Below are 24,455 nucleotides of genomic sequence, written 5' to 3'. Positions count from 1 at the left end.
GCTACCCTCAATCAATGTACTTCAGGCCCGCTTTTTCGAGGCCCTCGCGCATCTTGTAGTAATCCAGCCCGAGAACACCCGAGGCAAAGATTTCGCGCTTCTTGGCCTCGTTGTCTTCACGTGCCTGGGCCTTGGCCGCAACCTCGGCAGCCGCCGCAGCAGGCACGACGACCACGCCATCGGCATCTGCCACGACGACGTCACCAGGATTCACGATGGCACCGGCGCACACCACGGGGATGTTGACCGACCCCAGGGAAGCCTTGATCGTGCCACGCGCATGGACCACACGGCTGAACACCGGAAAGCCCATTTCTTCCAATGTGTCGACATCTCGCACCCCTCCATCGATGATCAGGCCCCTGGCACCCCGCGCCTTGTAGGACGTGGCCAGCAGGTCACCGAAGAAGCCGCCGGTGCTTTCGTCGGTGCAGCCCGCCACGACGACGTCACCGGGCTTGATCTGTTCGGCAGCAACGTGCAGCATCCAGTTGTCTCCCGGCTGCAGCAGCACGGTCACCGCCGTACCGCACAGCTTGGCACCGTGCCAGACCGATCGCATGTAAGGACGCATGAGTCCGTCGCGGCCCATGGCCTCGTGGATCGTGGCAACACTCAGGTGAGAAAGTTTTTCAACAGCGGCAGGATCGGCACGCTGGATATTGCGATGCACGACACCCAATTGGTTCAAAGGAGCACCCATTTCATCAATCTCCGATAACAGTCAAAGGCCTCGGGCCTTCAAGGCGGCATCCAGCCGCGGGTAGACACGACGCGCATTGCCTTCGTAGATCTGGAACCGGTCAGCCTCGCTGAGCGTGCTCGCAGCCTCGACATAGCGCTTCGTGTCGTCGAAATAGAACCCGGTATCCGGATCGATGTCGCGCACTGCGCCGATCATTTCGGACGCGAATAGAACATTCTTGACCGGAATCACCCGGGTGAGCAGATCGATTCCGGGCTGATGGTAGACACAGGTATCAAAGAAAATATTGTCCAGCAAATTGTCCTCTGGCAGCGGCCGCTTCATGCGCATGGCAATGCCGCGGAAACGCCCCCAGTGATAAGGCACCGCGCCACCTCCGTGCGGCACGACGAAACGCAAGGTGGGAAAATCCTTGAACAGATCGGACGTGAGGCATTGCATGAACGCGGTCGTGTCGGCATTCAGGTAGTGCGCCCCTGTAGTGTGAAAGCAGGCGTTGCAGCTGGTCGAGACGTGGATCATGGCCGGAATGTCGTATTCGACCATTTTTTCGTAAATGGGGTACCACGCACGATCCGACAACGGAGGCGCGGTCCAGTACCCGCCCGACGGGTCCGGATTCAGATTGATGGCGACCGCGCCATATTCATTCACGCACTTTTCGAGTTCGGGAATGCAGGTGGCCGGGTCCACCCCCGGAGATTGCGGCAACATGGCCGCGACGGCAAAGTGCTCAGGGAACAAAGTGGCCACACGGTGGCACAGTTCGTTGCAGATGGCTGCCCAGGTGCTGGAGATTTGAAAATCGCCGATATGGTGTGCCATGAAGCTCGCACGCGGCGAAAAAATATTGATATCCGCACCACGCTCACGCATCAGGCGCAGCTGATTGGACTCGATGCTCTCGCGGATTTCGTCGTCGCTGATGTGCAAATCGGAAACTCGAGGCATCTGCGATGGATCTTTAATCCCGGCAATCTGCTTCTCACGCCAGTCGGCCAGAGCCTGGGGTGCCGTGGTGTAGTGCCCATGGCAATCAATGATGAGAGGTTTTCTGTTCATGAACACGTCCTGTTTGCTGAATTCCGTGATGGTGGCTGTATCACCTCTGCCGCGACGTTCTCATTATGGACAGAAGAACCCTTATAAATAAGGACATAGACCCACTAGCTGCTATGCCGAACTGTTATGATGAACCCGGATCAATGCCAAATATAAGGGTAAACCCCTAGTTTCTTCTAAAATTCGGGCGCGAAGCCGATAGGTCGGCCACGCCACCCCGCCCAGCCGCCACAGAGACTTCGACCATGGATTTGAAACAACTGGAATATTTTCAGCGCGTGGCCGAATTGGGGAGCTTCACACAGGCCGCCCAAGCCTTGAACATCGCACAACCCGCGTTAAGCCGCCAGGTGCGCCGGCTCGAGGTCGAATTGCGTCAAAATTTGCTGAACCGCAACGGCCGTGGAGTGACCACGACAGAGGCCGGCAAATTGCTGCTGGACCACTGCCGGGGCATTCTGCATCAGGTGGAGCGCGCGAAAGAGGACATGGGCCGCGTGCAAGGCGCCTTGGCTGGACGCGTGGTATTGGGCATCCCTCCCAGCGCCTCCAAAATGATCACGGTTCCGCTGACCCGCCAGTTCCGCAAACAACTGCCCAACGCTACCTTGTCCATCAGCGAAGGCCTTTCTCTGGTGATGCAGGAATGGCTGCTGGCGGGCCGGCTGGACATTGCCCTGCTCTACAACCCCACCGCGTCGGCCGACCTGGAACTGGCTCCCCTGACAAGCGAACTGCTGTATCTGATTGGTCCACGCGGGCCGCATCCCTCAGACCAGCCTGTGACCTTGCGAGCGTTGGCCAACGTACCCCTGGTGATCCCCAACCGCCCCCACACTGTGCGCATGCTGCTGGAATCACAAATGGCGCTCATAGGCTGCCGACCAAACATCCGGCTCGAAATCGATGGCGTCCCTGCCATTCTGGACCTGGTCGCTGATGGCGCGGGCTACGCAGTGCTCACCCGGCACGCGGTGCTGACCTCATCGCAGCCCGACCTATATCACGTACGGCCCATTGTGCAGCCCGAACTGCCCAGTTGCCTTTACCTGGCAACCGCGCCCGGGCGCATCACCACGCTCACGCAAAAAGCCATGCTCAATCTGATTCGGGCCACCGTACGGCAGGCCTATCCGGCCAGCATGATCGTGTCGGCCTGAGCCCAGGCCAAACGCGAGGCCCTGCGTCAGTCTTGCTTGCGGGCCTGTTGAATCAGGTGATCGGCGTACGCCTGCCAGCCGCCAGACTTTTGCACGCCCTCGAACAGACCTTTGGCCGCCAGCTTGGCGACCCAATCCTGTTTTTGGGCCGCCGCTGCCGACATTAGCGGCTCAAAACCTGCTTCGCGTACCGTATTGGCGACTTCTCGCATTTCCTCGGCGCGGCGCTTTCCGTGCTGCACGACGCGACTGTAAAAATAGCGCCCTTCTTCCGACCAGTCGATCGAAGGGAAGGTTTCTTGCAAGGTAGGCAGTACGTAGTCTTCGACGCCATAGGCGCGTGCTGCCGTGTAGCTTTCGATCACCAAGGCCTCCAGGCCTTTGATCATCACACTGCGGCACATCTTGATGGCGGAGGCCACCCCCAGCTTCTCGGACACCGCGTGAGCGTCCATCCCCCAAGCAGTCAGCTTATCGGCCAGCGCCTTCGCGTGAGGGCCTCCCAGCAACATCGGGACCCGAATACCGTGGGGAGGAACCGAGCTCATCACGCCCGCTTCCACGTAATGCCCCCCTGCTGCTTCAATCAAGGCCGCAGCCTCGCGCTTGGCTCCGGGAGAGGCCGAATTCAAATCAAGAAAGACCGTGCCCACCTTCAAATGTGCAGCGGCATCCCGTGCCACGGCCACCGTATTGGATGCCGTCACGGCCGACATGACAAGATCGGCCTGTGAGCAGAGCTCGGCAGCGGATGCGCACAGGCTCACTTGGTCGCGCTGCGCTTGCGCACGCAACGGAACCGCCAGCGCAACGTCCGAGAGCTTCACGTCCCAGGCGCAGACCGACTGCATATGGCCAGACAGGCCTGCACAGAATATCCGCCCCACTTCTCCGTATCCGATCAATCCCAACCGAGTCTCTTGCATGACTTCCCCTTGATGAGCCTGAGCCCACACGACGTATTCGAATGAATTGCGCTGCCGCGCTGCCGGCAGCCGCCTGAATCAGCGCTCCGCAACAACTTAAAACTCTTCTGTATCCACTTCTTTTAACGTGGCGGGCACGTAGCGTTCGCCATTGATTCGGTCACGACCGAACCAGGATGCGAGCTCCGCGCAGATTGACCCATCCAGAACCAGTTTGACAGCCCCCAGGTTTTCTTGCAGGTGATCGAGGCGAGTCGTGCCCGGAATCGGCACGATGTCGTCCCCCTGGTGCAGCAGCCATGCCAGAGCGAGCTGCCCCGGAGTGCATTGCAAAGCCCGCGCCCGCGCGATCAACGGCTCCAGCAACGCCAGGTTGTGCTCGTATGCTGGCGTCTGAAAACGCGGAAGCCGCCGCCGCAAGTCTGTGGCCGCCAGCTGATCCAGGCTTCGGAGGTCACCCGTGAAGTAGGCCCGGCCCAATGGGCTGAAGGAGACCAAGGCTACGCCCAGTTCGCGGCACGCCGGGAGAAGCGCGATTTCGACATTGCGCGTCCAGAGCGAGTATTCGGATTGCACTGCCGCTATCGGGTGCACTGCATGGGCTTTGCGTAGCGTCGCAGCCGACACTTCAGACAATCCGATATGACGAATCTTGCCCGCCCGGACCAACGAAGCCAGCGCCCCTACGCTGTCTTCAATTGGCACCGATTTGTCCCAGCGATGCAGGTAGTAGAGATCGATGACGTCGGTGCGCAGGCGGCGCAAGGAGTCTTCGCAGGTCTTGCGCAAGGTGTCGGGGCGCCCATCGATGAGACGCTTGCCATCGGGCCCGCGAAAGATGCCGCACTTGCTCTCGAGAACGAAGCGGCTGCGATGCTGGGCCAGCACCCGCCCGACCAGTTCCTCGTTGGCACCGAAGCCGTACAGCGCGGCGGTATCGAACAGCGTCACGCCAGCATCGAGCGCACCCAGCAGCACCGCGCTGGCCTGTGCTTCGGATACGGCAGGCCCATAACCATGGCTCAGCCCCATGCACCCCAAGCCAATGGGAGAGACGTCCAAGTCTGCAATTTTGCGTTGTGTCATCATGACTCGATTATCTCCATCTTCTGTCAACGAGGCAAAGACAAGGGCTGCCCTGAGGCAGCCCTTGAGGCCAACCGATCAGGACTTACTGCTTGCCCGGATCTTTGACTGCCGTAAACGTGTCGAACTCGACGTTCTGCAACACGCCGTTGACGCGCTCAATCTTGCGAATATACATGTTCTGAATGATATCCCGTGTTTGCGGGTCGATCTCGACCGGACCGCGCGGGCTCATCCAATGCATGCCCTTCACAGCTGCCATGAAGGCGTCTCCTTTGGCGTCACCGTGCGTCTTGGCGAGCGCCATGTCGATGAGATGCATCCCGTCGTACGCGGCAACTGCAACCATGTTTGGACGCACGCCAGGGTACGTTTTCTCGTAAGCGGCCACGAACGCCTTGTTCTCTGGCGAGTCGTGGGCCTGCGAATAATGGAACGAGGTGATCATTCCCAACGCGTTATCACCCATGGCGCCCAGTACGTCTTCAGTGACGACGTCACCCGTCGCGAGCAGTTTGATGCCTGCCTTGTCCAGGCCCTTTTCCTTATAGCCCTTGGCCAGAGACACGCCCTGCTCCCCATTGGGCACAAAGGAGAAAATGGCGTCCGGCTTGGCATCCTTGATCTTTTGCAGGAAGGGGGCAAAGTCCGGGCTGGTCAGCGGGGTATCGACTTCGCCCAGAATTTTTCCGCCAGCCGCTGTGAAAGTCTTCTTGAACTGGGCCGCAGCGTCATGACCGGGGCCATAATCGGCCACCAGGATATAAACGGAATGAATGCCGTTTTTTGCGGCCCAAGTCGCCATAGGGGCTGCCACCTGCGGCAGTGTCATGGACGTACGGACGATGTAGGGAGACTTCTCGGTAATGGAAGACGTGGCCGCGTTGAGCACCACCATGGGAATTTTGGACTCGGTTGCAAGCGGCGCTACGGCGAACGCAGCAGGCGTGAGGCCAAACCCGGCCAGGATGTCGACCTTGTCCTGAATGATGAGATTCTGCGCCTGGCGTTTGCTCAGGGCGGGCGACACGCCCGTGTCGTCCTTCTCAATGAGAACCGCTTTGCGGCCGCCCAGTGTGTCGCCGTGCTCTTTCAGGTAGAGTTTGGCGCCATTCATGATCTGCTGTCCTGTGGAGGCAAATGGCCCCGACACTGGCACTACCATCCCGATCTTAAGATCCTGCGCCTGAGCGGTGCCCAAGGCGCCAGCCACCAAAGTGCAAGTAGCCAACAATTTGATCAAGGTACGTTTCACAAGCTGTCTCCCAAGTTTTATATCAAGTTTTTTATATCAACGACTAAGCTAACACGCCTCTACAGATCAAGCACCAGCAACGGCGTCAGCGCACGCGAGCAGCACGGTGTGAACTCGTCATTGGCCGCGTGCTCATCGTCTGTCAGATAGCTGTCGCGGTGATCAGGAAGCCCCGACTTCACCCCCGTCAGACACGTGCCGCAAATACCTTCTTCGCAGGACACCGGAATGAACACCCCTTGGCGATCCAGCGCTTGGGTGACCGTCTCGTCGGCCGGAATATCAAAGATTTCGCCCGTACTGGCCAACTGCACCTGAAAAGCCACGTCACCACCACCCACTTGCGGGCGTTGGGACTCGTCCAGTGCGAAGCGCTCGAAATGGATTTGAGTGCCTGCAAGGCCTGCGGCACTGGCCTGACCCCGGATGAATTCCAGATAGCCTGCCGGACCGCACACATAAACCTGAGCGCCCTGCTGAGCCGCCTGGGCAAGCACAGCCGGGGCGTTCAGTATCGTCTGCAGTTCATCATCAAAATGCAGATGCGCACGACCTGTCTGCACCAAAGGGGCGATCTCGGCCAGGAATGCGGCCCGTGCCTGTGTACGGCAACTGTAATGCAATGAGAAATCCGCTGCCTGCGCCTGCAATTGACGCGCCATACACAGAAGTGGCGTAATCCCTATGCCCCCCGCAAGCAAGAGGCTGTGAGCACAAGGTTGGAGTTCAAACCGATTGCGCGGCGCACTGATCTGCAGCACGTCACCCACCTGGACTTGATCGTGCAGCACGATGGACCCACCCCGCGACTGCGGTTCACGCAACACCCCAATGCAGAACTGAGTACGATCGCGGCAATCGTTCATCAGCGAATATTGACGAATCAGTCCACCCGGCAAATACACGTCGATGTGAGCCCCAGGGGTAAAGACAGGTAACTCGCCACCTCCGGCGTCCACCAGGGCAAGGCTTACGATATCCTGTGCAGCCACCAACTTTTGAGCGACCCGCACGGACAACAAAGTATCAGTCATGACTCTCTCTATGATGCCCCCGCCGCCAGCCAATTTTTCCCGGCTGCCACAGCGGGGTCAAACTGAACTTTAGCCGACGGCAGCCTCTGTGGGCAAAGCACGCTCGGCGGCGACAAGGTCATCGAGCATACGATTGGCCCGAACCCCGCCGGCATCGATGTTCAGCGCCAGCAGCCGGCGCCCCGCAAACGCATTCCGGTTGCTCTGCTGGGCCTCGAGCACAGCCAGGTCCTGACTGAAGATCTTGCCCTGGCCCTCGCGAATCGAATCGGTCAGGGCAGCATCATCGGGCTTGAAATGCCGGGCCATACCCCAAAAATACCAATGCGAGGTCCCGGTCTCGGGGGTCATGAAATCGACCACGATGGAATACACGCGCTTGGCGGGGTCTGCCTGCATCCCCCCTTCGCCGGCCAAGGCCACGCCGACATCGATGAGGACACTGCCCGGCGCGGTGAAGCGCGAGTACTGCCAGCGATCCACGCGCGCCTGGTCATCGAGGCCTTGCGCCCGCATGCCAAGCTGCCAAAAGGGAGGCGCAATGATGTCGTGCATTTCGCGGCTGGTCACGACCTGATTGCCCTCGATATGCGTCTTGACAGGCGACTGGTCGATTTCACCCTGCCCGATGCTGCCTGAATGCACATACGCTTCGTGCGTCAGATCCATCAGGTTGTCGATCATGAGGCGATAGCTGCAATTGATGTGATAGAGCCCGCCGCCAAACGCCCATTCAGGATTATCGGCCCACGGCAGCTGGGGAATGGCAGAGGCATCTGCCTTGGCCGCATCGCCAGGCCAGATCCACACATACCCGTACCGCTCTTCGACCGGGTAGCTGCGAATGCAAGGAAAGCCATTGACACGCTGCATAGGCATCGAAACCGCCTTGCCATGGCAATCCATGACCAAGCCATGATAGCCACACATCAGATGGCCATCGACCACCGAACCCAGCGACAGAGCAGCACCCCGATGAGGGCAAAAGTCCTCCAGGGCAGCAACCTTGCCTTCCTGGCCACGATACAAGACGATCGGCAGGCCGCAAATTGTCCGGCCCAAAGGTTTGCTGGCGATTTCATCGGGCGTACAGGCCACGTACCAGGCATTCATGGGAAACATGGGCACCTCCATCAGCGCTTGAGTCCAAAATCGTTCAGTGCACTATTAATCAGTGCACTCATTATTTAACCATTCTAGAAACTCAAGATCTCGGACTGTACTGGGATTAACCCTGGGTATTGATCCGCGCTAGTCGGAAAAAGCCGGGTCAGTAGGCGGGCTCACGCGCGTCAGAGGAGCTCTGCTCTGATGGTTGTTCACATGGACCAGTTTCTCCAGCAGGACCATGAACTGCGCTTCTTCCTCGGCCGAAAACTTTTCGAAGATGCGCCTGTGCAGGCGGCTGATGCCGGCATTGACCTCGATCAGGAGATCTTGCCCCTGCTGCGTGAGTGACAGGCGGCGCTGCCGCCGGTCTGCGGAATCGACCTCGCGGGCGAGCAGGCCTTTTTCTTCCAACCGTGACGCCACGCTGGCGGCCGTCGACGTATCGATTGCAGCGAGCCCCGCCATGGAAACCTGATCGACCTGGGGATTGGCCAGCACCACGCACAGCACGGCATATTGTATGGGTGTGACACTGGCGATTTCGTCATGGAAGATCGACGCAGAAATCTGCTGCGCACGCCGAAGCAAATGTCCCGGTTGAACATAAAGAGGTTCATACAGAACCGAATCGGTCAGGCTGGAATCAGACATATCCTCTCGCAGGGTGTCGCCGCACTCGCGGCAGACCAGGGATCTCGCGAGGTGGTTCATCCATTGCTTGTGCAAGGCGTACCTCCGCGGCCCAGAAACGAGATTATCACTCACACGCTGCCAACGGCAGCATTCGTCCAGGCTGGTGCATGACCCACGTCAGCGCGCCGCTGCGCACCAATTTCGGGCAGAACCCGCGATACCCCCTGCCCCATCTCCCCGACCTTCCCGTACGGCGTTACTGGCAAGACACAAGAAATGGCTGGCACGAGAATTGCTTGAGTCTCAGTGAAACTCACTTTCTGGGACACCACCATGAAGCTCATCACCGCCATCATCAAGCCTTTCAAGCTCGATGACGTCCGCGAGGCTTTGGCCTCTGTGGGCGTTCAGGGAATGACCGTGACCGAAGTCCGAGGGTTCGGCCGCCAGAAGGGGCACACCGAACTCTATCGCGGCGCCGAATACTCCATCGACTTTCTGCCCAAGCTGCAGCTGGAGGTGGCCATCGCCGACGACCAGGTCGAACGCGCCATCGAGAGCCTCTGCGCCTCGGCCTGCACGGGAAAGATTGGCGACGGCAAGATTTTCGTCACTCCACTCGAACACGTAGTGCGTATCCGCACCGGTGAAACCGGCGAAACAGCCCTCTGACCCGTCCTTCATCGAATCCAACACGCATCAGGAGCTTTCAATGAATACAACCGATATGGTCTGGATGAGTCTGTCGACCATCCTCGTCCTGCTCATGGTGACTCCAGGGCTTGCACTCTTCTATGGGGGGCTCGTCCGCAACAAGAATGTGTTGTCCACGGCCGTGCAAGTGATCTCTACTTTCTGTCTGGCCATCATCATCTGGTTCATCTATGGCTACTCCATCGCGTTCACGCCAGGAAACGCCGTGATCGGCGGACTGTCGCGCCTTTTCTTCAACGGCATGATGAACCTGGGCACGCAGAAATTCGCCCTGGCCGGCACCATCCCCGAGATCACCTTCGCGGCGTTCCAGGCGACCTTTGCGGGCATTACCTGCGCGCTCGTGGTCGGCGGGTTCGCCGAGCGCATGCGCTATTCGGCCGTCCTGGTGTTCTCGCTCATCTGGATGACGCTGGCGTACCTACCCATCGCTCACATGGTCTGGGCGCCCGGCGGCTGGCTCTTCAAACTGGGTGCGCTGGATTTCGCCGGCGGGACCGTGGTGCACGTGAACGCGGGGATCGCAGGGCTGGTGGGTGCTTACTACCTTGGGCCTCGCATCGGCTATCGGCGCGAACCCATGCAGCCCCACAACCTGCCCATGGCCATGACGGGCGCCAGCCTGCTGTGGGTCGGCTGGTTTGGCTTCAACGCGGGCTCAGCTCTGGGTGCCAATGAGACGGCAGCGCTTGCCTTCTTCAACACCTTGCTGGCGACGGCAGCCGGCGTACTGGCCTGGACGGCGGTGGAATGGCACCACAAGGGCAAGCCGTCCTTGTTGGGAGGAATCTCCGGCATGGTGGCGGGTCTGGTCGGCATCACCCCGGGCGCAGGCCTGGTAGGTCCGGCAGGCGCATTGGTCATCGGTGCACTGGCGGGGGCGATCTGCGTATTTGGAGTCAATGGCCTGAAATCATTCTTGAGAGTCGACGACACCCTGGACGTCTTCGGTATCCACGGCGTAGGCGGCATCACAGGAGCGCTCCTGACGGGCATTTTCAACGCCCAGCCACTGGGCGGGCCGGGCCTGAAGACCTGGTCAGAAATCCCCTACCAGATCTGGGTGCAGTTCTCGGCGGTCGCAACCACGTTGATCTGGTCAGGCGTCTGCGCATTGATTGCTTATTTCATCGCCGACAAGCTCTGTGGGCTGCGAGTGGCAGGCGACGAAGAACGCGAAGGATTGGACATCACCCTGCACGGTGAAACCGCCTACCAGCGGTAAAGCGACACGGGCGGCCACCTCAGGGGCCACCCGTGATCACCTGGCGCTCAGTCAATCGTCTCGAACGGCAGCCCCACATAATTCTCGGCAATACTGGTCCTGGCCGCCACGGACCCCAGACTATAAGCCGCCTCCGTTTCCTGCAAACGCTGACTGAACGGATCGTGATCGAAGCGGTGCAGCACCGAGGTCATCCACCACGTGAACCGCTCAGCCTTCCAGACACGGCGCAGGCAGATTTCGGAGTAGCGTTGCAAGGCCTCCGGCTGCTTGTCCAGATAGGCCTTGCGCATCAGGTGATAGAGCGCATAGACATCACTGGCCGCCAGATTCAAGCCCTTTGCGCCCGTAGGCGGCACGATGTGGGCCGCATCTCCCAGCAGGAACAAGTGCCCATACTGCATGGGCTCGACCACATAACTATGCAACGGCGCAATACTCTTTTCGAGCGACGGCCCCGTTTCGAGTTCAGCTGCAACCTCTGGCGTCATGCGGTTCTTCAGTTCGCCCCAAAACCGGTCGTCTGACCACGCCTCGACCTTGTCACTCAGCGGCACTTGCAGATAATAGCGGCTGCGCGTGAGCGAGCGCTGGCTGCACAGGGCAAATCCACGAGGATGATTGATGTAGATGAGCTCATGCTCGACAGGGTGCGTGTCCGCCATGAGCCCGAGCCACCCAAAGGGATAGGTCCGCTGGTACTCACGAATTTTTTCATGCGGGATGGCCTGGCGCGACGGGCCGTGAAAGCCATCGCAACCAGCGACGTAATCGCATTCCAGCACGTGGCTCTGGCCATCCTTCATGAACGCCACGGAGGGACGTGCCGAGTCGATGTCCCGCAATTCAACCTGGTCCACTTCGTAGTAACTGGGAGCCCCCGCGGCCGCCCGGGCCGCCATCAGGTCGCGCGTCACCTCAGTCTGCCCGTACACCATGATGTTGGTGCCGCTCAGCCCCTTGAGATCGATACGGGTACGCTGGCCATTCACAAAGATGGAAAAACCATCGTGGATGTGACCGTCCCGGTCCATGTGCTCTGCAACGCCTGCTTCACGCAACAGTTCGACTGTGCCATGTTCCAGCACCCCTGCACGAATACGTCCCAGCACGTACTCGGGGCTACGCCGCTCGAGGATCACGTTGTCGATGCCGCAGCGATGCAGCAATTGCCCCAACAACAAGCCTGATGGGCCGGCGCCGATGATGGCAACCTGTGTCTTCATTGTCTTCTCCAATCTGCTCATGAGGCACTCCCGCCTCCGATAACCAGATAGTGCCGCAGCCGTCGCTCTTTTTGAATGGCTTTTTGCGGGCTAAAATTACCAATATGGCATATCTTGATTTCGCACCCATCTTCAAGCTCTATGGCGGCCAGGACGAGTGGCCTGCCTCAGAAATGGTGCATTGCGAAACCATCGCCACTCGAAGCCGCTTGCACAATTGGCATATCCGGCCACACCGGCACTCGGGCCTGTATCAGGTGCTTTCGCTGCACAGCGGCAAAGCCACCATCTGGCTGGACGACCGGCAACATCAGCTGGAGGGTCCGGGAATGGTCGAAGTTCCACAGGCTTTTGTGCACGGGTACGACTTCACCAGCCACTGCAGCGGCCACGTCATTACCATCGCCTATCCGCTACTCGCCCACCTGGTACAAAGGCTGGACCCTAAAGCATCGCTTCCGGATCACCCGGCCATCTATGGCTTCACCGACGCCCACTCGGCGCAGATGCTGCACGAGGCCTGTACACAGCTGCAGGCCCAATATGCCAGCACACGTCCCTACCGCGAGGCCCAAATCGAGGCTTGGCTCACCCTGCTGTATGCGCGGCTGCGCAGTAGTCACCCAAGGGGTACGCGACCAGCAAGCCCTTCACGGGGGCTGGGCCATTACACACGGTTCTGCGAACTGCTGGAAGGCGCCTACTCGCAACACCACGACGTCGCCTGGTTTGCCGACAAGGTAGGCCTGACGCCGGCGCACCTGAACGTGGTCACGCGCACCCACGGAGGCAAATCCCCGCTGCAACTCATTCACGAGCGCCTCGCACTCGAGGCCAACCGCTGCCTGCTCTATACGCCGCTCACCATCGCCGAGATCTCGGGCGCTCTGGGCTTTGCCGAACCGGCCCACTTCACGCGGTTCTTTCGCCAAGCCACAGGCGAATCGCCTCGGGACTTCCGGCGCAAAGCGGCAATGACGACCTGGGGACAACGCCCAGCCACCTGATCTCAACCCCCCCAAAAAAAACGCGCTGCCTTCGAAGAGAAAGCAGCACGTCTCTACCGAGCGAATCGACCGATTTTTACTGGCCTTCGAGGAAGCTCTTGAGTTTGTCGGCTCGGCTGGGGTGACGCAGCTTGCGCAAGGCCTTGGCTTCGATCTGGCGAATACGCTCACGCGTGACGTCAAACTGCTTGCCCACTTCTTCGAGAGTCTGGTCGGTACTCATTTCAATGCCAAAGCGCATGCGCAGCACTTTGGCCTCACGCGGCGTGAGCGAATCCAGAACCTCTTTGACCACATCCCGCATGGAACCATGCAAAGCGAAATCGGACGGCGACACGGTCCCGGTGTCTTCGATGAAATCCCCCAGATGGGAATCGTCATCGTCACCGATCGGGGTTTCCATCGAAATCGGCTCTTTGGCGATCTTCAGGATCTTGCGGACTTTGTCTTCCGGCATGTCCATCTTCTGCGCGAGGGTGGCCGGATCAGGCTCAGAGCCGGTTTCTTGCAGAATCTGGCGATTGATGCGATTCATCTTGTTGATGGTCTCGATCATGTGCACCGGAATACGGATGGTGCGCGCCTGATCTGCAATAGAACGCGTGATCGCCTGGCGAATCCACCAGGTAGCATAGGTGGAAAACTTGTAGCCCCGACGGTACTCGAATTTATCGACGGCCTTCATGAGCCCGATGTTGCCTTCCTGGATCAAGTCCAGGAACTGCAAGCCACGATTGGTGTATTTCTTGGCAATGGAAATGACCAGGCGCAGGTTGGCCTCGGTCATTTCGCGCTTGGCCTTGCGGGCTTTGGCTTCGCCCGTCGCCATGCGCTTGTTGACGTCTTTGAGGTCTTTGAGCGGCAATACGACCTGGCGCTGCAGTTCGATCAGCTTTTGCTGGATTTCCTGGACAGCGGGTGCGTGTCGCTCGAGCGTCTCGGCGTAGTCGGGGCCCGCCGCAATCTCTTGCTGTACCCAGTCAAGATTGGTTTCGTTGCCCGGGAAGGCCTTGATGAAATGCGCCCGCGGCATGCCGGCACGGCTGACGCAAATCGACAACGCAGCACGCTCTTGTGCACGGACTTCGGCCACCTGAGCACGCAAGGCGTCGGCCAGGCGCTCCACCATCTTGGCAGTAAAACGCACACCCATCAGTTCGGCGTGGATAGCCTCGCGAGCCTCGACGTACGCCGTGGAGCGATAACCATCGGCCTCGAAGGCCGCACGCATCTTGTCGAACCAGGATTCGACCAGGTCGAATTTTTTCAGCGCCTTGGTGCGCAGGTATTCGAGCTGCTTGCTGCTCATGCCGCCGGCAGGACCGTCATCTTCGTCGGACGTGACCCCCGAACCAGCGTAGTCTTCACCCTCTTCATCGACCAGCCCGTCGACGACTTCGTCGATCTGGGCAGAGCCATCGCGAACGCGACGAATGTGATCGAGAATTTCGTTGACCGTCGTCGGGCAGGCCGCAATGGCCATGACCATGTGCTTGAGGCCGTCTTCGATGCGCTTGGCGATTTCGATCTCGCCTTCGCGGGTGAGAAGTTCGACCGTGCCCATTTCGCGCATGTACATGCGCACCGGGTCGGTGGTCCGGCCAAAGTCGGAATCTACCGTCGTGAGCGCGGCCTCGGCCTCGTCTTCAACGTCGTCGTCACTGGACGCGGACGGCACGTTGTCGCTCATGAGCAGCGTTTCGGCATCGGGCGCCTGGTCGTAGACCTTGATGCCCATGTCGTTGAACGTGCTGATGATACCGTCGATGGCTTCGGCGTCGACCAGGTCATCGGGCAGATGGTCGTTGATCTCGCCGTAGGTCAGGTAACCGCGATCCTTGCCGAGCTTGATGAGGATTTTCAGGCGATTGCGCCGAGCCTCTTGCTCTTCGGGCGTCATCTGGCTCACGCGCGAAGGGCTTTCTTTTTCGCCCTTCGCCCGCTTCCCACCCCGTTTGGGCAACGGCTTGAGATCGGGGATGACTTCGCCGCCGTCGGCATCGTCATCGACGAAGTCGCCCCCGTCGTTATTGGCATTCTTGGCGGGGCGCCCCGGTTTGCGGCCCGAAGCGATTTTGGGGGCCTTGGGCTTGGCTGCAGCAGATTCTGCGGATTTCTTGCTGGCGACGGCCTTGGCGGGCGACTTTTTCGCCGTTGGCTTCTTTTCGGCAACCTTGGCCGCCGTGCTGGCAGAGGTGCCAGAGGCTTTTGCAGCGAGCACCTTCGTCACGCTGGCTGCCCCCCCCACAGACTCGAGCTCGGGACTCTTAGCCTTGGTTTTCCTGGACACCGCTTTTGAGGTGGCCGGAGAGGTCTTGCCAGTTCCTTGGGTCATCTGTCTTTTCCCGTTGACGCACAACTTATTGAAAATCATGTATTTTACTTCACTTGACCAGAAGATTCATCCAGCCAAGCCCGCATCGCGGCCTCTGTGCGCTAGGCCTTGAGCCGTGCCAAGCGCTTCAGCAGCTCTTGGTAGCGCAGGCGATCGTCTGCGTTGGCCAGCCCGGCCTGCACCAGCTGATCACATTGATCCTGGACGGCCTGGCGCTCGAGTGCACACAGGGCACCATCCCATTCGGCCTGAGGGTCAGGCAGATCCTGCCCCAAAAGCTCGGTCGACAAATCCTGGATCGCATGAGCAAGGTCGGAATCCGGCTCAGCAGCCTCGAGCAGCGCACCCGCATGTGTGGCACCACAGGTGCTGGCAAGGCCTACCAAGTCTCGCACCAGACGAAGATGGGGTTGATGCGCCAATAATTCAAGCTGCTGATCACCCAGCTGCGCCACGAGTTCCGGATGTGCCAGTAGAAGCCGCAGCAAACGCCTTGCCATGGGCGTCACCAGACGCGCCCCGCCACCGCGCCGGCTGCTTCGGCCGCGCGCGGGCGCTGTAGCGCCTTCAGCCGACGCCATACCAAATTCCTGCACCCAAGGCGGCGGTTCGCTCGCTGAAAACGCTGCTCGGTCGTCGGGCACCGGAGAAGGCGCACGCGCAGCCTTCACAGGCGGCGTTGCAGACCCATACGCCCCCCGAGGAGGCTCCTGCGCCAGCATCTGCGTCAATTCATCGGGCGTCAAGCGCACCCTCTGCGCGAATTCGCGCTCGACCTGCACTCGAAAGCCGCCTTCAGGCATCTGCGTCAGCAACGGCCTGGCCTCATGCACGCAAGCCGCCCGCCCTTCAGCCTCCTGCAAATCATGGCGCGAAGCAAGTTCGTCGAGCAAAAATCGCGATAAAGGAATCGCCTCGTCCAGGCAGGCTCGCAGCGCCTGCACGCCGTACGCCCGTATGTAAGAGTCCGGATCGTGATCGGCCGGCAGAAACAGAAAACGCATGGACACGTCTTCCGCAACCCAAGGCAGGCAAGCCTGCAGGGCCCTCCAGGCCGCCTTGCGCCCCGCCCCGTCGCCGTCAAAGCTGAAGACGATACGATCGCTCGCCCTGCGCAGCTTCTGGATATGCGTCTCGGTGGTCGAGGTTCCGAGCGTGGCCACGGCATTGTTCAAACCGAACTGGGCAAGCGCCACCACGTCCATATACCCTTCGACCACCAGCACACAGCCTTCTGCGTGGATGCCGGCACGTGCCTCGTGTAAACCATAGAGTTCGTGCCCTTTGGAGAACAGAGGAGTCTCAGGCGAATTCAGATACTTGGGCTCGCCGGCCTCGATCAGGCGCCCCCCAAAACCAATGAGCTGACCGCGTGCATTGTGGATGGGAAACATGACGCGGGAGCGGAAACGATCATGCCTGCCGCCATCGTCAGCTTCAATGACCAGCCCCGACTCGAGCAGCGCAGGATCCTCATAATGCGAGAACACGGAGGCCAGCCCGCGACGATCGGCACCGGCCCATCCCAATCCGAAGTGGGCAGCGACCTCGCCCGAAAGGCCGCGCCGCTTGAGGTACGCAACGGCGTCGGGCGCCCGCTTCAAGGCGCCGCGGTAATGCGCCTGAGCTTGCTGCAAAATCTGCTGCTGGCGCGATCCCTCCTCGCGCTTCTGTCGTTCAGCAGCGCGCTGACGAGGGCTTCGGGGTTCTTCCGGAACCGTCATGCCCACACTCGCCGCAAGCGAGCGTACAGCCTCTGGAAACGAGGCCCCCGTATGCTCCGTCAGGAAACGAATGGCACTGCCATGGGCACCGCAACCGAAGCAATGATAAAACTGCTTGGTTGGACTGACCGTGAACGACGGTGATTTTTCAGTGTGAAAAGGGCACAAACCAAGCAGGTTTGCGCCCCCTTTGCGCAGCTGGACATAACGCCCTACGACATCGACGATGTCTACGCGCGCGAGCAGTTCCTGAATGAAGGAATCAGGAATCAATCAATAGAGTCGCGGCGGCAGTTGTTGGCTGCGGATGCGCTTGTAATGGCGCTTCACGGCGGCAGCAAGCTTGCGTTTGCGCTCAGCCGTGGGCTTCTCGTAGAACTCGCGCGAACGCAGTTCGGTCAGCAGACCCGTCTTTTCGATGGTGCGCTTAAAGCGCCGCAGGGCAGCCTCGAAAGGCTCGTTTTCTTTGAGGCGGACAATCGGCATTCAGAATCCTTAAAGCCTATGGTTCATGGGTCTCGGCCGCTTCGACAGCAACCGGTCAACCCAAGGTTAAAGTAGGGTGTTTGAGGTAACGGAAGATTCTAACATGAATCTTTCCTTAGATGCTTGCCTTCTACAGAGGAAGCATCGAGATTCGAGATCTCACGCGGCCACCGGCCACGTCAGGCATCATCGTGCGGATACGCAGTGCGAACCCCTTTTCGAATCCACGACTCCAGTTGATGGGGTCGCAAGCTGTCATAGTCTTCGAAAGGCTGATGAATCCAGGGATTGGTCGGCAACTGTTCCACAAAATAGTCGGGTTGCGCCTTGGCGTGTCCCTTCCACCACAGCACCGCAGTACGCAGCTCGCTGATACCAGGGAACTGACGCAGCAAATGATCCCGTACCCGGCTGAACGTCAGGCCCGTGTCGACCATGTCATCGACCAAGAGCACGCGCCCATCCAGCGTGCCCCGCGTGATGGTGATGAATTGAGCGATGTCCAGCTGCCCCTGTACGGTGCCCGCCGCCTCGCGATAACTGCTGGTGGCCAGAATACCCAGCGGCAAGTCGAAGATCCGGGACAGCACATCGCCCACCCGAACACCCCCGCGCGCAAGACACAGGATCTTGTCGAAGGCCCAGCCAGACTCGTGCACCTGCAGGGCCAGCCGCTCGATCAGCGCGTGGTATTGCTCCCAGCTGACCCACAGATCACGATCAGTACTCGGCGGCAGGTTCATGGAGATCTCCTTTCTGGGTTCATCAATCAAAAAACCGCAAGCAGGCTTGCGGTTTCTGGGTTAATCGGGCATCAACTCTGGAACGGGTGGCGCAACACAATGGTTTCCAGCCGATCCGGTCCGGTCGAGACCATGTCGATGGGCACGTCGCAGACGTCTGCAATGCGCTCGAGATAACGACGCGCATTGACCGGCAGCTTGTCGTATTCGGTGACGCCGACCGTGGACTCCGACCAGCCTGCCATTTCTTCAAGCACGGGTTCGGCTTCGGCTGCAGCATGCGCACCGTACGGCAGGACGTCAAGGAACTTGCCCTTGTAGCGATACCCCACGCCGATCTTGATCTGTTCAACCCCATCGAGCACGTCCAGCTTGGTGATGCACAGACCGGTGAGGCCATTGATCATGACCGAACGCTTCATGGCGGCACCATCAAACCAGCCACAACGGCGCGGCCGCCCCGTCACGGAGCCAAACTCTTTACCGACGGTTGCCAAACGCGAACCCGTGTCGTCGAGCAGCTCGGTGGGGAATGGTCCGGAACCCACACGAGTGGTATAGGCCTTGGCAATGCCCAGCACGTAATCCAGCGCCTGGGGGCCCAAACCGGCCCCCGCCGCAGCCGCACCGGCAACGCAATTGCTGCTGGTGACGAACGGATAAGTGCCGTGATCAATGTCGAGCAAGGTGCCTTGTGCCCCTTCGAACAACAGGCTATGACCCGCGCGGCGCGCGACGTGCAGATTGCTCGAGACATCAGCGACCATGGGCTCGATCTGCGGTGCAAGCGCCATGACCTGATCACGCACTTCGGATGGGTCGATCGCCTTGGCGCCCAGATATTGGGTCAGCACGAAGTTGTGGTAATCCAGAACCTCGGCCAGCTTTTCTTCAAAAATGGAAGGATCGTAGAGGTCTTGTACCCGCAATGCGCGGCGAGCCACCTTGTCTTCGTAGGCGGGACCCACACCTCGTCCCGTGGTACCAATCTTGCCGGCACCCTTGCGAGCCTCGCGGGCCTGGTCCAGCGCTACGTGATAAGGCAGAATCAGCGGGCATGCCATGGAGATCTGCAAACGCGAACGCACGTCGAGCCCGGCGGCCTCGAGTTCGGCGATTTCGCCCAGCAGCGCCTGCGGCGAAACGACAACCCCGTTGCCGATATAGCAGGTAACCGTGTCGTGCATGATGCCCGAGGGGATGAGCCGCAAGATGGTCTTGCGTCCGTTGATCCACAGGGTATGGCCCGCATTGTGGCCACCTTGAAAGCGCACGACGCCCTGGGCCGATTCAGCCAGCCAGTCGACGATCTTGCCCTTGCCTTCATCACCCCACTGGGTGCCGATCACAACGATATTCTTGCTCATAAGCCTAGCGCATGCAGCAACGATTTGCCGCCTGAGAAACGTGTTAGTTTATACCATCTGGTTTTGTGGGCCCCACAAAGGCGCTCACGAATCGGCCAGCGCCCGTAAAGCCCAGCCCTCGGGGGTGGACACCAGTTCACGATCGACCGTGAACTCATCCGGGCTATGCGGCTCGCCCGGCAACACCTGAATGACGATCTCGCCGCGTGCACGCAACGCCTGCACGGCTTCGACCAGAGTGAGATCGTCTGACCATGGCGCGCGGACAGCCCTGACGGGCTGCGCCTCAGGCAGGCCTGCAGACAGCTTGCGCAGATCGAGACTGAAACCAGTGGCAGGCCTTGCTCGGCCAAACCTGCGGCCTATGCCATCGTAGCGCCCTCCACGCACCAGGGCATCATGCCAGCCCTCGGCGTAAATGGAAAACACCACGCCCGAGTGATAACCATAGCTACCACCCATATCGGCAAGATCGATCGCGATAGGCGCATCGGGCAAAGCCGCACACAAGGCCCGCAGGGAATCGAGCGCCGCCTGGACGGCGGGCAGCGCAGGAAGCTGCTTCCGCGCCCGATCGACGACCGAAAGGTCACCATACAGACTGGTCAACGCCCGCAAGGCCTGCCGTGTTTCGGCTCGTGCGCCTACTTCTTTGCACAAGGCCTCAAGCCCCGGAACGTCTTTGGCGCTCAGCAAATCGTAGACCGCTTCGGCCATTTCGGCCAGCGTGGGGTCTGCATCGACCAGCGCACGTCCGACACCGGGGTGATTGAGGTCAAGGCGCGAATGCATGACCCCTGCCCTACGCACGGAATCGAGCGCCAGGCGGATCGCCTCGATATCGGCTTCGACCCCTGCATGCCCGAAAATTTCAGCCCCGATCTGCAGGAGCTCGCGGTCAGAGAACAAACCGGCTGGGCGAGTGTGGACCACCGGCCCGCAATAACACAGGCGCGTCACGCCCGCCCGATTGAGCAGATGTGCGTCGATGCGGGAAACCTGCACCGTCATGTCGGCCCGTATCCCCATCGTGAGCCCCGAAAGCTGGTCGACCAGCTTGCAGGTGCGCAAGCGCAGCGCCTCGTCGTCGACCAGCATCAGCGAGTTCAAGTATTCCACCATGGGCGGAGCCACCAGCTCGAAACCATAGGTGCGATAGAGGTCCAGCAACTCGCGCCGAAGCTCCTCGATGCGACGAGCTTCGGCTGGCAAGATGTCCGACAGATTTTCCGGCAACAGCCAGTTCGACGTCATGTTCAACTCAATCCAGAAAAGAAACAGGCCTGACGCAACCCGCGCCAGGCCTGCTGGAGCGCATTACTTGGCTGCTGCTGCCGCCGTAGGCTTGTCACCCTTGGGGTGATTCCAATAGCGGAAGAAGTCCGACTTCGGGCTCAGAACCAGCACGTTGCCGCTCTTGTCGAAAGACTCGCGATAGGCCTCCAGGCTCTTGAAGAAGCTGTAGAACTCGGGGTCGCGTCCGTACGACTTCGCATAGATGGCCGTGGCCGTCGCATCACCCTCGCCTCGCTTGGCCTGGGCCTCGGCATAGGCCTTGGCCAGAACCTCCTGACGCTTGCGATCGGCTTCAGCTCGGATACGCTCGCTGTCGGCTGCGCCGCTGGCTCTCAAGCGGTTGGCCTCTTGCTTGCGCTCGGCCTCCATCCGCCGATAGACGGACTCGGAGATTTCGGGTGTGAAATCGATGCGGCGCAGGCGGACATCCACGACGTCGACACCTAGCGGCTTGGCCCGAGCCGCCACAGACGACTGGATCTCTTTCATGATGGTGTCCCGGTCGGTCGAAATGACCTGCTTGACCGTACGCACGTTGACCGCCGCGTTCAGGGCATCACGGATCTGCGCTTGCAAACGTTCGACTGCTGCGCCGCTGTTGGCCCCAAACGTGACATAGAACTGCTTGGGGTCAGAAATACGCCACTTCACGAAAGAATCGATGAGGAGGTTTTTCTTTTCGGCCGTCTGGATGCGTTCAGGATCGCGCGTTTCGATGGTCTGCAGGCGTTTGTCGAGGTAAACCACATTTTCGAAGGGTGGCGGATACTTGAAATACAGCCCTGGTTTGGTGATGGTCTCTTTGACTTCACCCAGCGCAAACAACAGAGCCATGTCGCGTTCACGCACCACGAACATGCACGAAGACAGGACCGCCACGATCACAACCAGACCGACCAGGGCAGGGAAAAAGCGTTGCATCAGAGTGCTCCTAGTTCGAATACGGGTTGGTCATCAGCGAATCCAGGCCCGTAGGCACGCCGCGTCGCGCAGGGCTGCTGCGCGGCGAAGAGGACGTCGTGGACTTCGCCACCTGAGCCGCACCAGCCGCTGCCGCGGCTGGCGTACCCGACGCAGAGCCACTGGTCGAGGCCGCGGGTGTTGTCCGGTCCTTGGCCGCCTGGCTCATGATTTTGTCGAGTGGCAGATACAGCATGTTGTTGCCAATGGACGCATCCACCATAACTTTGGAGGTCTCGCTGAGAATGTCCTGCATCGTCTGCAGATACATCCGTTCGCGCGTAATGGCCGGTGCCTTGGCATACTCGGTGACGATGCTGTCGAAACGCGACGTATCCCCTTGAGCCTGACCGATGACCTTGGCGCTATAGCCTTCCGATTCTTGAATCATGCGTGCCGCCTGCCCTTCGGCTTCAGGAAGGACCTTGCTGGCGTAAGCATTGCCTTCGTTGATCTGCCGTTCACGGTCCTGGCCTGCTTTGACGGCGTCGTCAAAAGCCGCCTGCACCTGTTCGGGCGGCTGTACGTTCTGAATGGCAACCGTCGAGATCTGAATGCCGGTCTTATAGCGGTCGAGAATGCTCTGCGCAAGATTCTGCACCTCGGTGGCCACTTCAGTACGCCCTGAATAGAGGACGAAATCCATAGGCTTGCGGCCCACGATTTCGCGCATGGCGGTTTCGGCGACCTGACGCACGGACTCATCCGGCTGGCTGGTGTTGAACAGATACGCAGGCGCGCCATCTGGGCGCAAGCGATACTGGACCACGAACTGCACGTCGACGATGTTTTCGTCATTCGTGAGCATGAGAGACTCAGACAGCACCTTGTTGCGTGCCGACCCTCTGAAACCCACCTCGAAGGTTCGCAGCCTGGAAATGTTCACGGTCTGTGAATTGTCGATGGGGTACGGCAAGCGCCACTGAAGGCCGGGGCCCAAGGTATGCGTGTAACGGCCAAACCGCGTTACGACGGCAACCTGCCCTTCCTGCACGATCAGGAAGCCGCTGGCCAGCCACAACAAGATGGCCACGAGGACCAGAACCAGCACAAAGCGAGGAGACGGACCCGGCAAATGCGGCAGACCACCCACCGGAGGCCGGGGGCCGCGCCCCCCGCCGCCACGGCCTAACAGGCCCATGATGCGTTTGTTGAAATCACGCCAGACCTGATCCAGATCAGGAGGACCACCAGCGGACCCAGGCTTGTTGCGTGAATCGTCGTCCGAGTTCTGGCCATTGCGGCCCCAACCCGGATCATTCAGGTTGAACAGATTCATGAATCGCATTGCTTCCCGTGTGCCCCCCAAATTCGACGATAGCTTGCCGCAAACTGCTCAGCCCGCTGCGAGCCAGCGCACTGACAAAGACTCGCGCAATCGTACCATGTTCGTTTCGCTCGACCCGGGGTTCATAACCTGCGAGGTCGATTTTGTTGAAGACCTGGATCTGTGGAATTTCGTCAGCCTGAATGTCCGCCAAGACCTGCTGGACCGCCTGGACTTGTTCGTCACGCTGTGGATTGGCGGCATCCACCACGTGCAGCAGAAGATCGGCCTGTACGGTTTCTTCCAAGGTAGCTCTGAAGGCCGCAATCAGCGTCGGCGGGAGCGCTCGGATGAAACCCACCGTATCGGAGACCACCACCTGCCCTGCTCCTTCGAGCCATACCCGGCGCGTGGTCGTGTCCAGTGTGGCAAACAGCTGATGAGCGGCATACGCATCCGCGCGCGTGAGCGCATTGAACAAGGTGGACTTTCCTGCATTGGTATATCCCACCAGCGACACGGACAAAGTCTGGCCCCGCGCCCTGGCCCGCCGCTGGGTCGTGCGCTGACGCTGCACGCGGGTAAGACGATCGCGTAGCGCCTTGACCCGTGCCCCAATGAGACGACGATCAGTCTCGAGCTGGGACTCTCCAGGCCCCCGCAGGCCTATGCCGCCCTTCTGGCGCTCGAGGTGAGTCCACATGCGGGTAAGCCGGGTCGACAAATGCTGCAACTGGGCAAGCTCGACCTGAAGCTTGCCTTCGTGGCTTTTGGCGCGAAGAGCAAAGATGTCGAGAATGAGCGCGACGCGATCGACGACCCGAACCTGGAAGTGCTGTTCGAGGTTGCGCTGTTGCGCAGGGGAAAGCGGGCGGTCGAACAAGACCACTTCGGAGCCCGTGGCTTGCACCAGTGCTGCGGCCTCCGTGATCTTGCCGGAGCCGATGAACCCAGCCGCGTCTGGCCGAGAGCGACGCACGGTGAGCACTTCGGTGATCTCTGCCCCGGCGCCCTCCGCGAGCATCACGAATTCTTCTGCATGTGCAGTGAAGTCCGGGTCGCCAAGATCCACGCTGATGATCAGCGCCTTCATGTGCGACCTTTGAAAAACGTCTCAGGGCACCAGAAAGTCA

Annotated in this window: 22 protein-coding genes; 4 read left to right on the top strand and 18 right to left on the bottom strand. The window is 60.0% G+C overall.

Annotation, left to right across the window (positions count from 1 at the left end):
• Nucleotides 1-7: 7 nt before the first annotated feature.
• Together ligK and VF285_RS02870 are read right to left on the bottom strand one after the other, a co-directional pair.
• The gene (ligK, locus tag VF285_RS02875; protein WP_346951107.1) at nt 8-703 is read right to left on the bottom strand and encodes a 4-carboxy-4-hydroxy-2-oxoadipate aldolase/oxaloacetate decarboxylase; all 696 of its coding nucleotides are present in this window, start codon (nt 701-703) and stop codon (nt 8-10) included.
• 21 nt (nt 704-724) lie between these two features.
• A complete protein-coding gene (locus VF285_RS02870) occupies nt 725-1,768 on the bottom strand; it encodes an amidohydrolase family protein (RefSeq protein WP_346951106.1) in 1,044 nt (347 codons plus the stop codon).
• Between the two features lie 245 nt (nt 1,769-2,013).
• Here VF285_RS02870 and VF285_RS02865 point away from each other — a divergent pair, with 245 nt between their 5' ends.
• Nucleotides 2,014-2,928 carry a LysR family transcriptional regulator gene (locus VF285_RS02865; protein ID WP_346951105.1) on the top strand — a complete coding sequence of 305 codons (915 nt, stop codon included), beginning with the start codon at nt 2,014-2,016 and terminating at the stop codon, nt 2,926-2,928.
• A 26-nt stretch (nt 2,929-2,954) separates the two neighbouring features.
• On the opposite strand, the gene VF285_RS02860 is transcribed toward VF285_RS02865, so the two are convergent.
• The 6 genes from VF285_RS02860 to VF285_RS02835 all read right to left on the bottom strand — a co-directional run bounded on the left by VF285_RS02860 (nt 2,955) and on the right by VF285_RS02835 (nt 8,990).
• Entirely contained in the window at nt 2,955-3,854 is a 900-nt protein-coding gene (locus VF285_RS02860; RefSeq protein ID WP_346951104.1) for an NAD(P)-dependent oxidoreductase, read from the bottom strand.
• Between the two features lie 96 nt (nt 3,855-3,950).
• Complete coding sequence (locus VF285_RS02855; RefSeq protein WP_346951165.1) at nt 3,951-4,940, bottom strand: aldo/keto reductase; 990 nt, start codon at nt 4,938-4,940, stop codon at nt 3,951-3,953.
• Nucleotides 4,941-5,025: 85 nt separating this feature from the next.
• The gene (locus VF285_RS02850) at nt 5,026-6,195 is read right to left on the bottom strand and encodes an ABC transporter substrate-binding protein (protein WP_414648055.1); all 1,170 of its coding nucleotides are present in this window, start codon (nt 6,193-6,195) and stop codon (nt 5,026-5,028) included.
• Between the two features lie 59 nt (nt 6,196-6,254).
• Entirely contained in the window at nt 6,255-7,229 is a 975-nt protein-coding gene (locus VF285_RS02845; protein WP_346951103.1) for a PDR/VanB family oxidoreductase, read from the bottom strand.
• 69 nt (nt 7,230-7,298) lie between these two features.
• Nucleotides 7,299-8,351, bottom strand: coding sequence for an aromatic ring-hydroxylating dioxygenase subunit alpha (locus tag VF285_RS02840; RefSeq protein ID WP_346951102.1), 1,053 nt, complete (start codon nt 8,349-8,351; stop codon nt 7,299-7,301).
• Nucleotides 8,352-8,480: 129 nt separating this feature from the next.
• The gene (locus VF285_RS02835; protein WP_346951101.1) at nt 8,481-8,990 is read right to left on the bottom strand and encodes a MarR family winged helix-turn-helix transcriptional regulator; all 510 of its coding nucleotides are present in this window, start codon (nt 8,988-8,990) and stop codon (nt 8,481-8,483) included.
• Nucleotides 8,991-9,305: 315 nt separating this feature from the next.
• Between VF285_RS02835 and glnK the strand changes: the two genes are divergently transcribed.
• Together glnK and VF285_RS02825 are read left to right on the top strand one after the other, a co-directional pair.
• Nucleotides 9,306-9,644: a P-II family nitrogen regulator gene (glnK, locus tag VF285_RS02830; RefSeq protein WP_346951163.1), complete on the top strand. Its 339-nt coding sequence runs from the start codon at nt 9,306-9,308 to the stop codon at nt 9,642-9,644.
• Between the two features lie 40 nt (nt 9,645-9,684).
• Complete coding sequence (locus VF285_RS02825) at nt 9,685-10,911, top strand: ammonium transporter (RefSeq protein ID WP_346951100.1); 1,227 nt, start codon at nt 9,685-9,687, stop codon at nt 10,909-10,911.
• Between the two features lie 47 nt (nt 10,912-10,958).
• Here VF285_RS02825 and pobA read toward each other — a convergent pair whose 3' ends face one another.
• Nucleotides 10,959-12,137 (bottom strand): 4-hydroxybenzoate 3-monooxygenase, encoded by a 1,179-nt coding sequence (pobA, locus tag VF285_RS02820; RefSeq protein ID WP_346951099.1) that lies wholly within the window; start codon nt 12,135-12,137, stop codon nt 10,959-10,961.
• Between the two features lie 104 nt (nt 12,138-12,241).
• On the opposite strand from pobA, the gene VF285_RS02815 reads away from it, so the two are divergent.
• Nucleotides 12,242-13,144, top strand: a complete 903-nt coding sequence (locus VF285_RS02815) for a helix-turn-helix domain-containing protein (protein WP_346951098.1) — start codon at nt 12,242-12,244, stop codon at nt 13,142-13,144.
• A 76-nt stretch (nt 13,145-13,220) separates the two neighbouring features.
• Here VF285_RS02815 and rpoD read toward each other — a convergent pair whose 3' ends face one another.
• From rpoD to hflX, 9 genes are all read right to left on the bottom strand, one after another.
• Nucleotides 13,221-15,479, bottom strand: coding sequence for an RNA polymerase sigma factor RpoD (gene rpoD / locus VF285_RS02810; RefSeq protein ID WP_346951097.1), 2,259 nt, complete (start codon nt 15,477-15,479; stop codon nt 13,221-13,223).
• A gap of 101 nt (nt 15,480-15,580) precedes the next feature.
• Nucleotides 15,581-17,476, bottom strand: a complete 1,896-nt coding sequence (gene dnaG, locus VF285_RS02805) for a DNA primase (RefSeq protein WP_346951096.1) — start codon at nt 17,474-17,476, stop codon at nt 15,581-15,583.
• A complete protein-coding gene (rpsU, locus tag VF285_RS02800; protein WP_298015764.1) occupies nt 17,477-17,689 on the bottom strand; it encodes a 30S ribosomal protein S21 in 213 nt (70 codons plus the stop codon).
• A 179-nt stretch (nt 17,690-17,868) separates the two neighbouring features.
• Nucleotides 17,869-18,432, bottom strand: coding sequence for a phosphoribosyltransferase (locus tag VF285_RS02795; protein ID WP_346951095.1), 564 nt, complete (start codon nt 18,430-18,432; stop codon nt 17,869-17,871).
• Nucleotides 18,433-18,503: 71 nt separating this feature from the next.
• Nucleotides 18,504-19,799 (bottom strand): adenylosuccinate synthase, encoded by a 1,296-nt coding sequence (locus VF285_RS02790; RefSeq protein ID WP_346951094.1) that lies wholly within the window; start codon nt 19,797-19,799, stop codon nt 18,504-18,506.
• A gap of 84 nt (nt 19,800-19,883) precedes the next feature.
• Nucleotides 19,884-21,053: an ATP phosphoribosyltransferase regulatory subunit gene (locus tag VF285_RS02785; protein WP_346951093.1), complete on the bottom strand. Its 1,170-nt coding sequence runs from the start codon at nt 21,051-21,053 to the stop codon at nt 19,884-19,886.
• A gap of 63 nt (nt 21,054-21,116) precedes the next feature.
• A complete protein-coding gene (gene hflC / locus VF285_RS02780) occupies nt 21,117-22,016 on the bottom strand; it encodes a protease modulator HflC (RefSeq protein WP_346951092.1) in 900 nt (299 codons plus the stop codon).
• 10 nt (nt 22,017-22,026) lie between these two features.
• Nucleotides 22,027-23,343 carry an FtsH protease activity modulator HflK gene (gene hflK / locus VF285_RS02775; RefSeq protein WP_346951091.1) on the bottom strand — a complete coding sequence of 439 codons (1,317 nt, stop codon included), beginning with the start codon at nt 23,341-23,343 and terminating at the stop codon, nt 22,027-22,029.
• Nucleotides 23,312-24,415, bottom strand: a complete 1,104-nt coding sequence (gene hflX / locus VF285_RS02770; protein ID WP_346951090.1) for a GTPase HflX — start codon at nt 24,413-24,415, stop codon at nt 23,312-23,314. Before hflX ends, hflK begins: the two co-directional genes overlap by 32 nt.
• Nucleotides 24,416-24,455: the final 40 nt, after the last annotated feature.

It is taken from the genome of Castellaniella sp., assembly GCF_036379515.1.
GTDB lineage: Bacteria > Pseudomonadota > Gammaproteobacteria > Burkholderiales > Burkholderiaceae_B > Castellaniella.
Note: the sequence above shows the minus strand (reverse complement) of the source record. Positions and strands in the feature narration are given on the sequence as shown.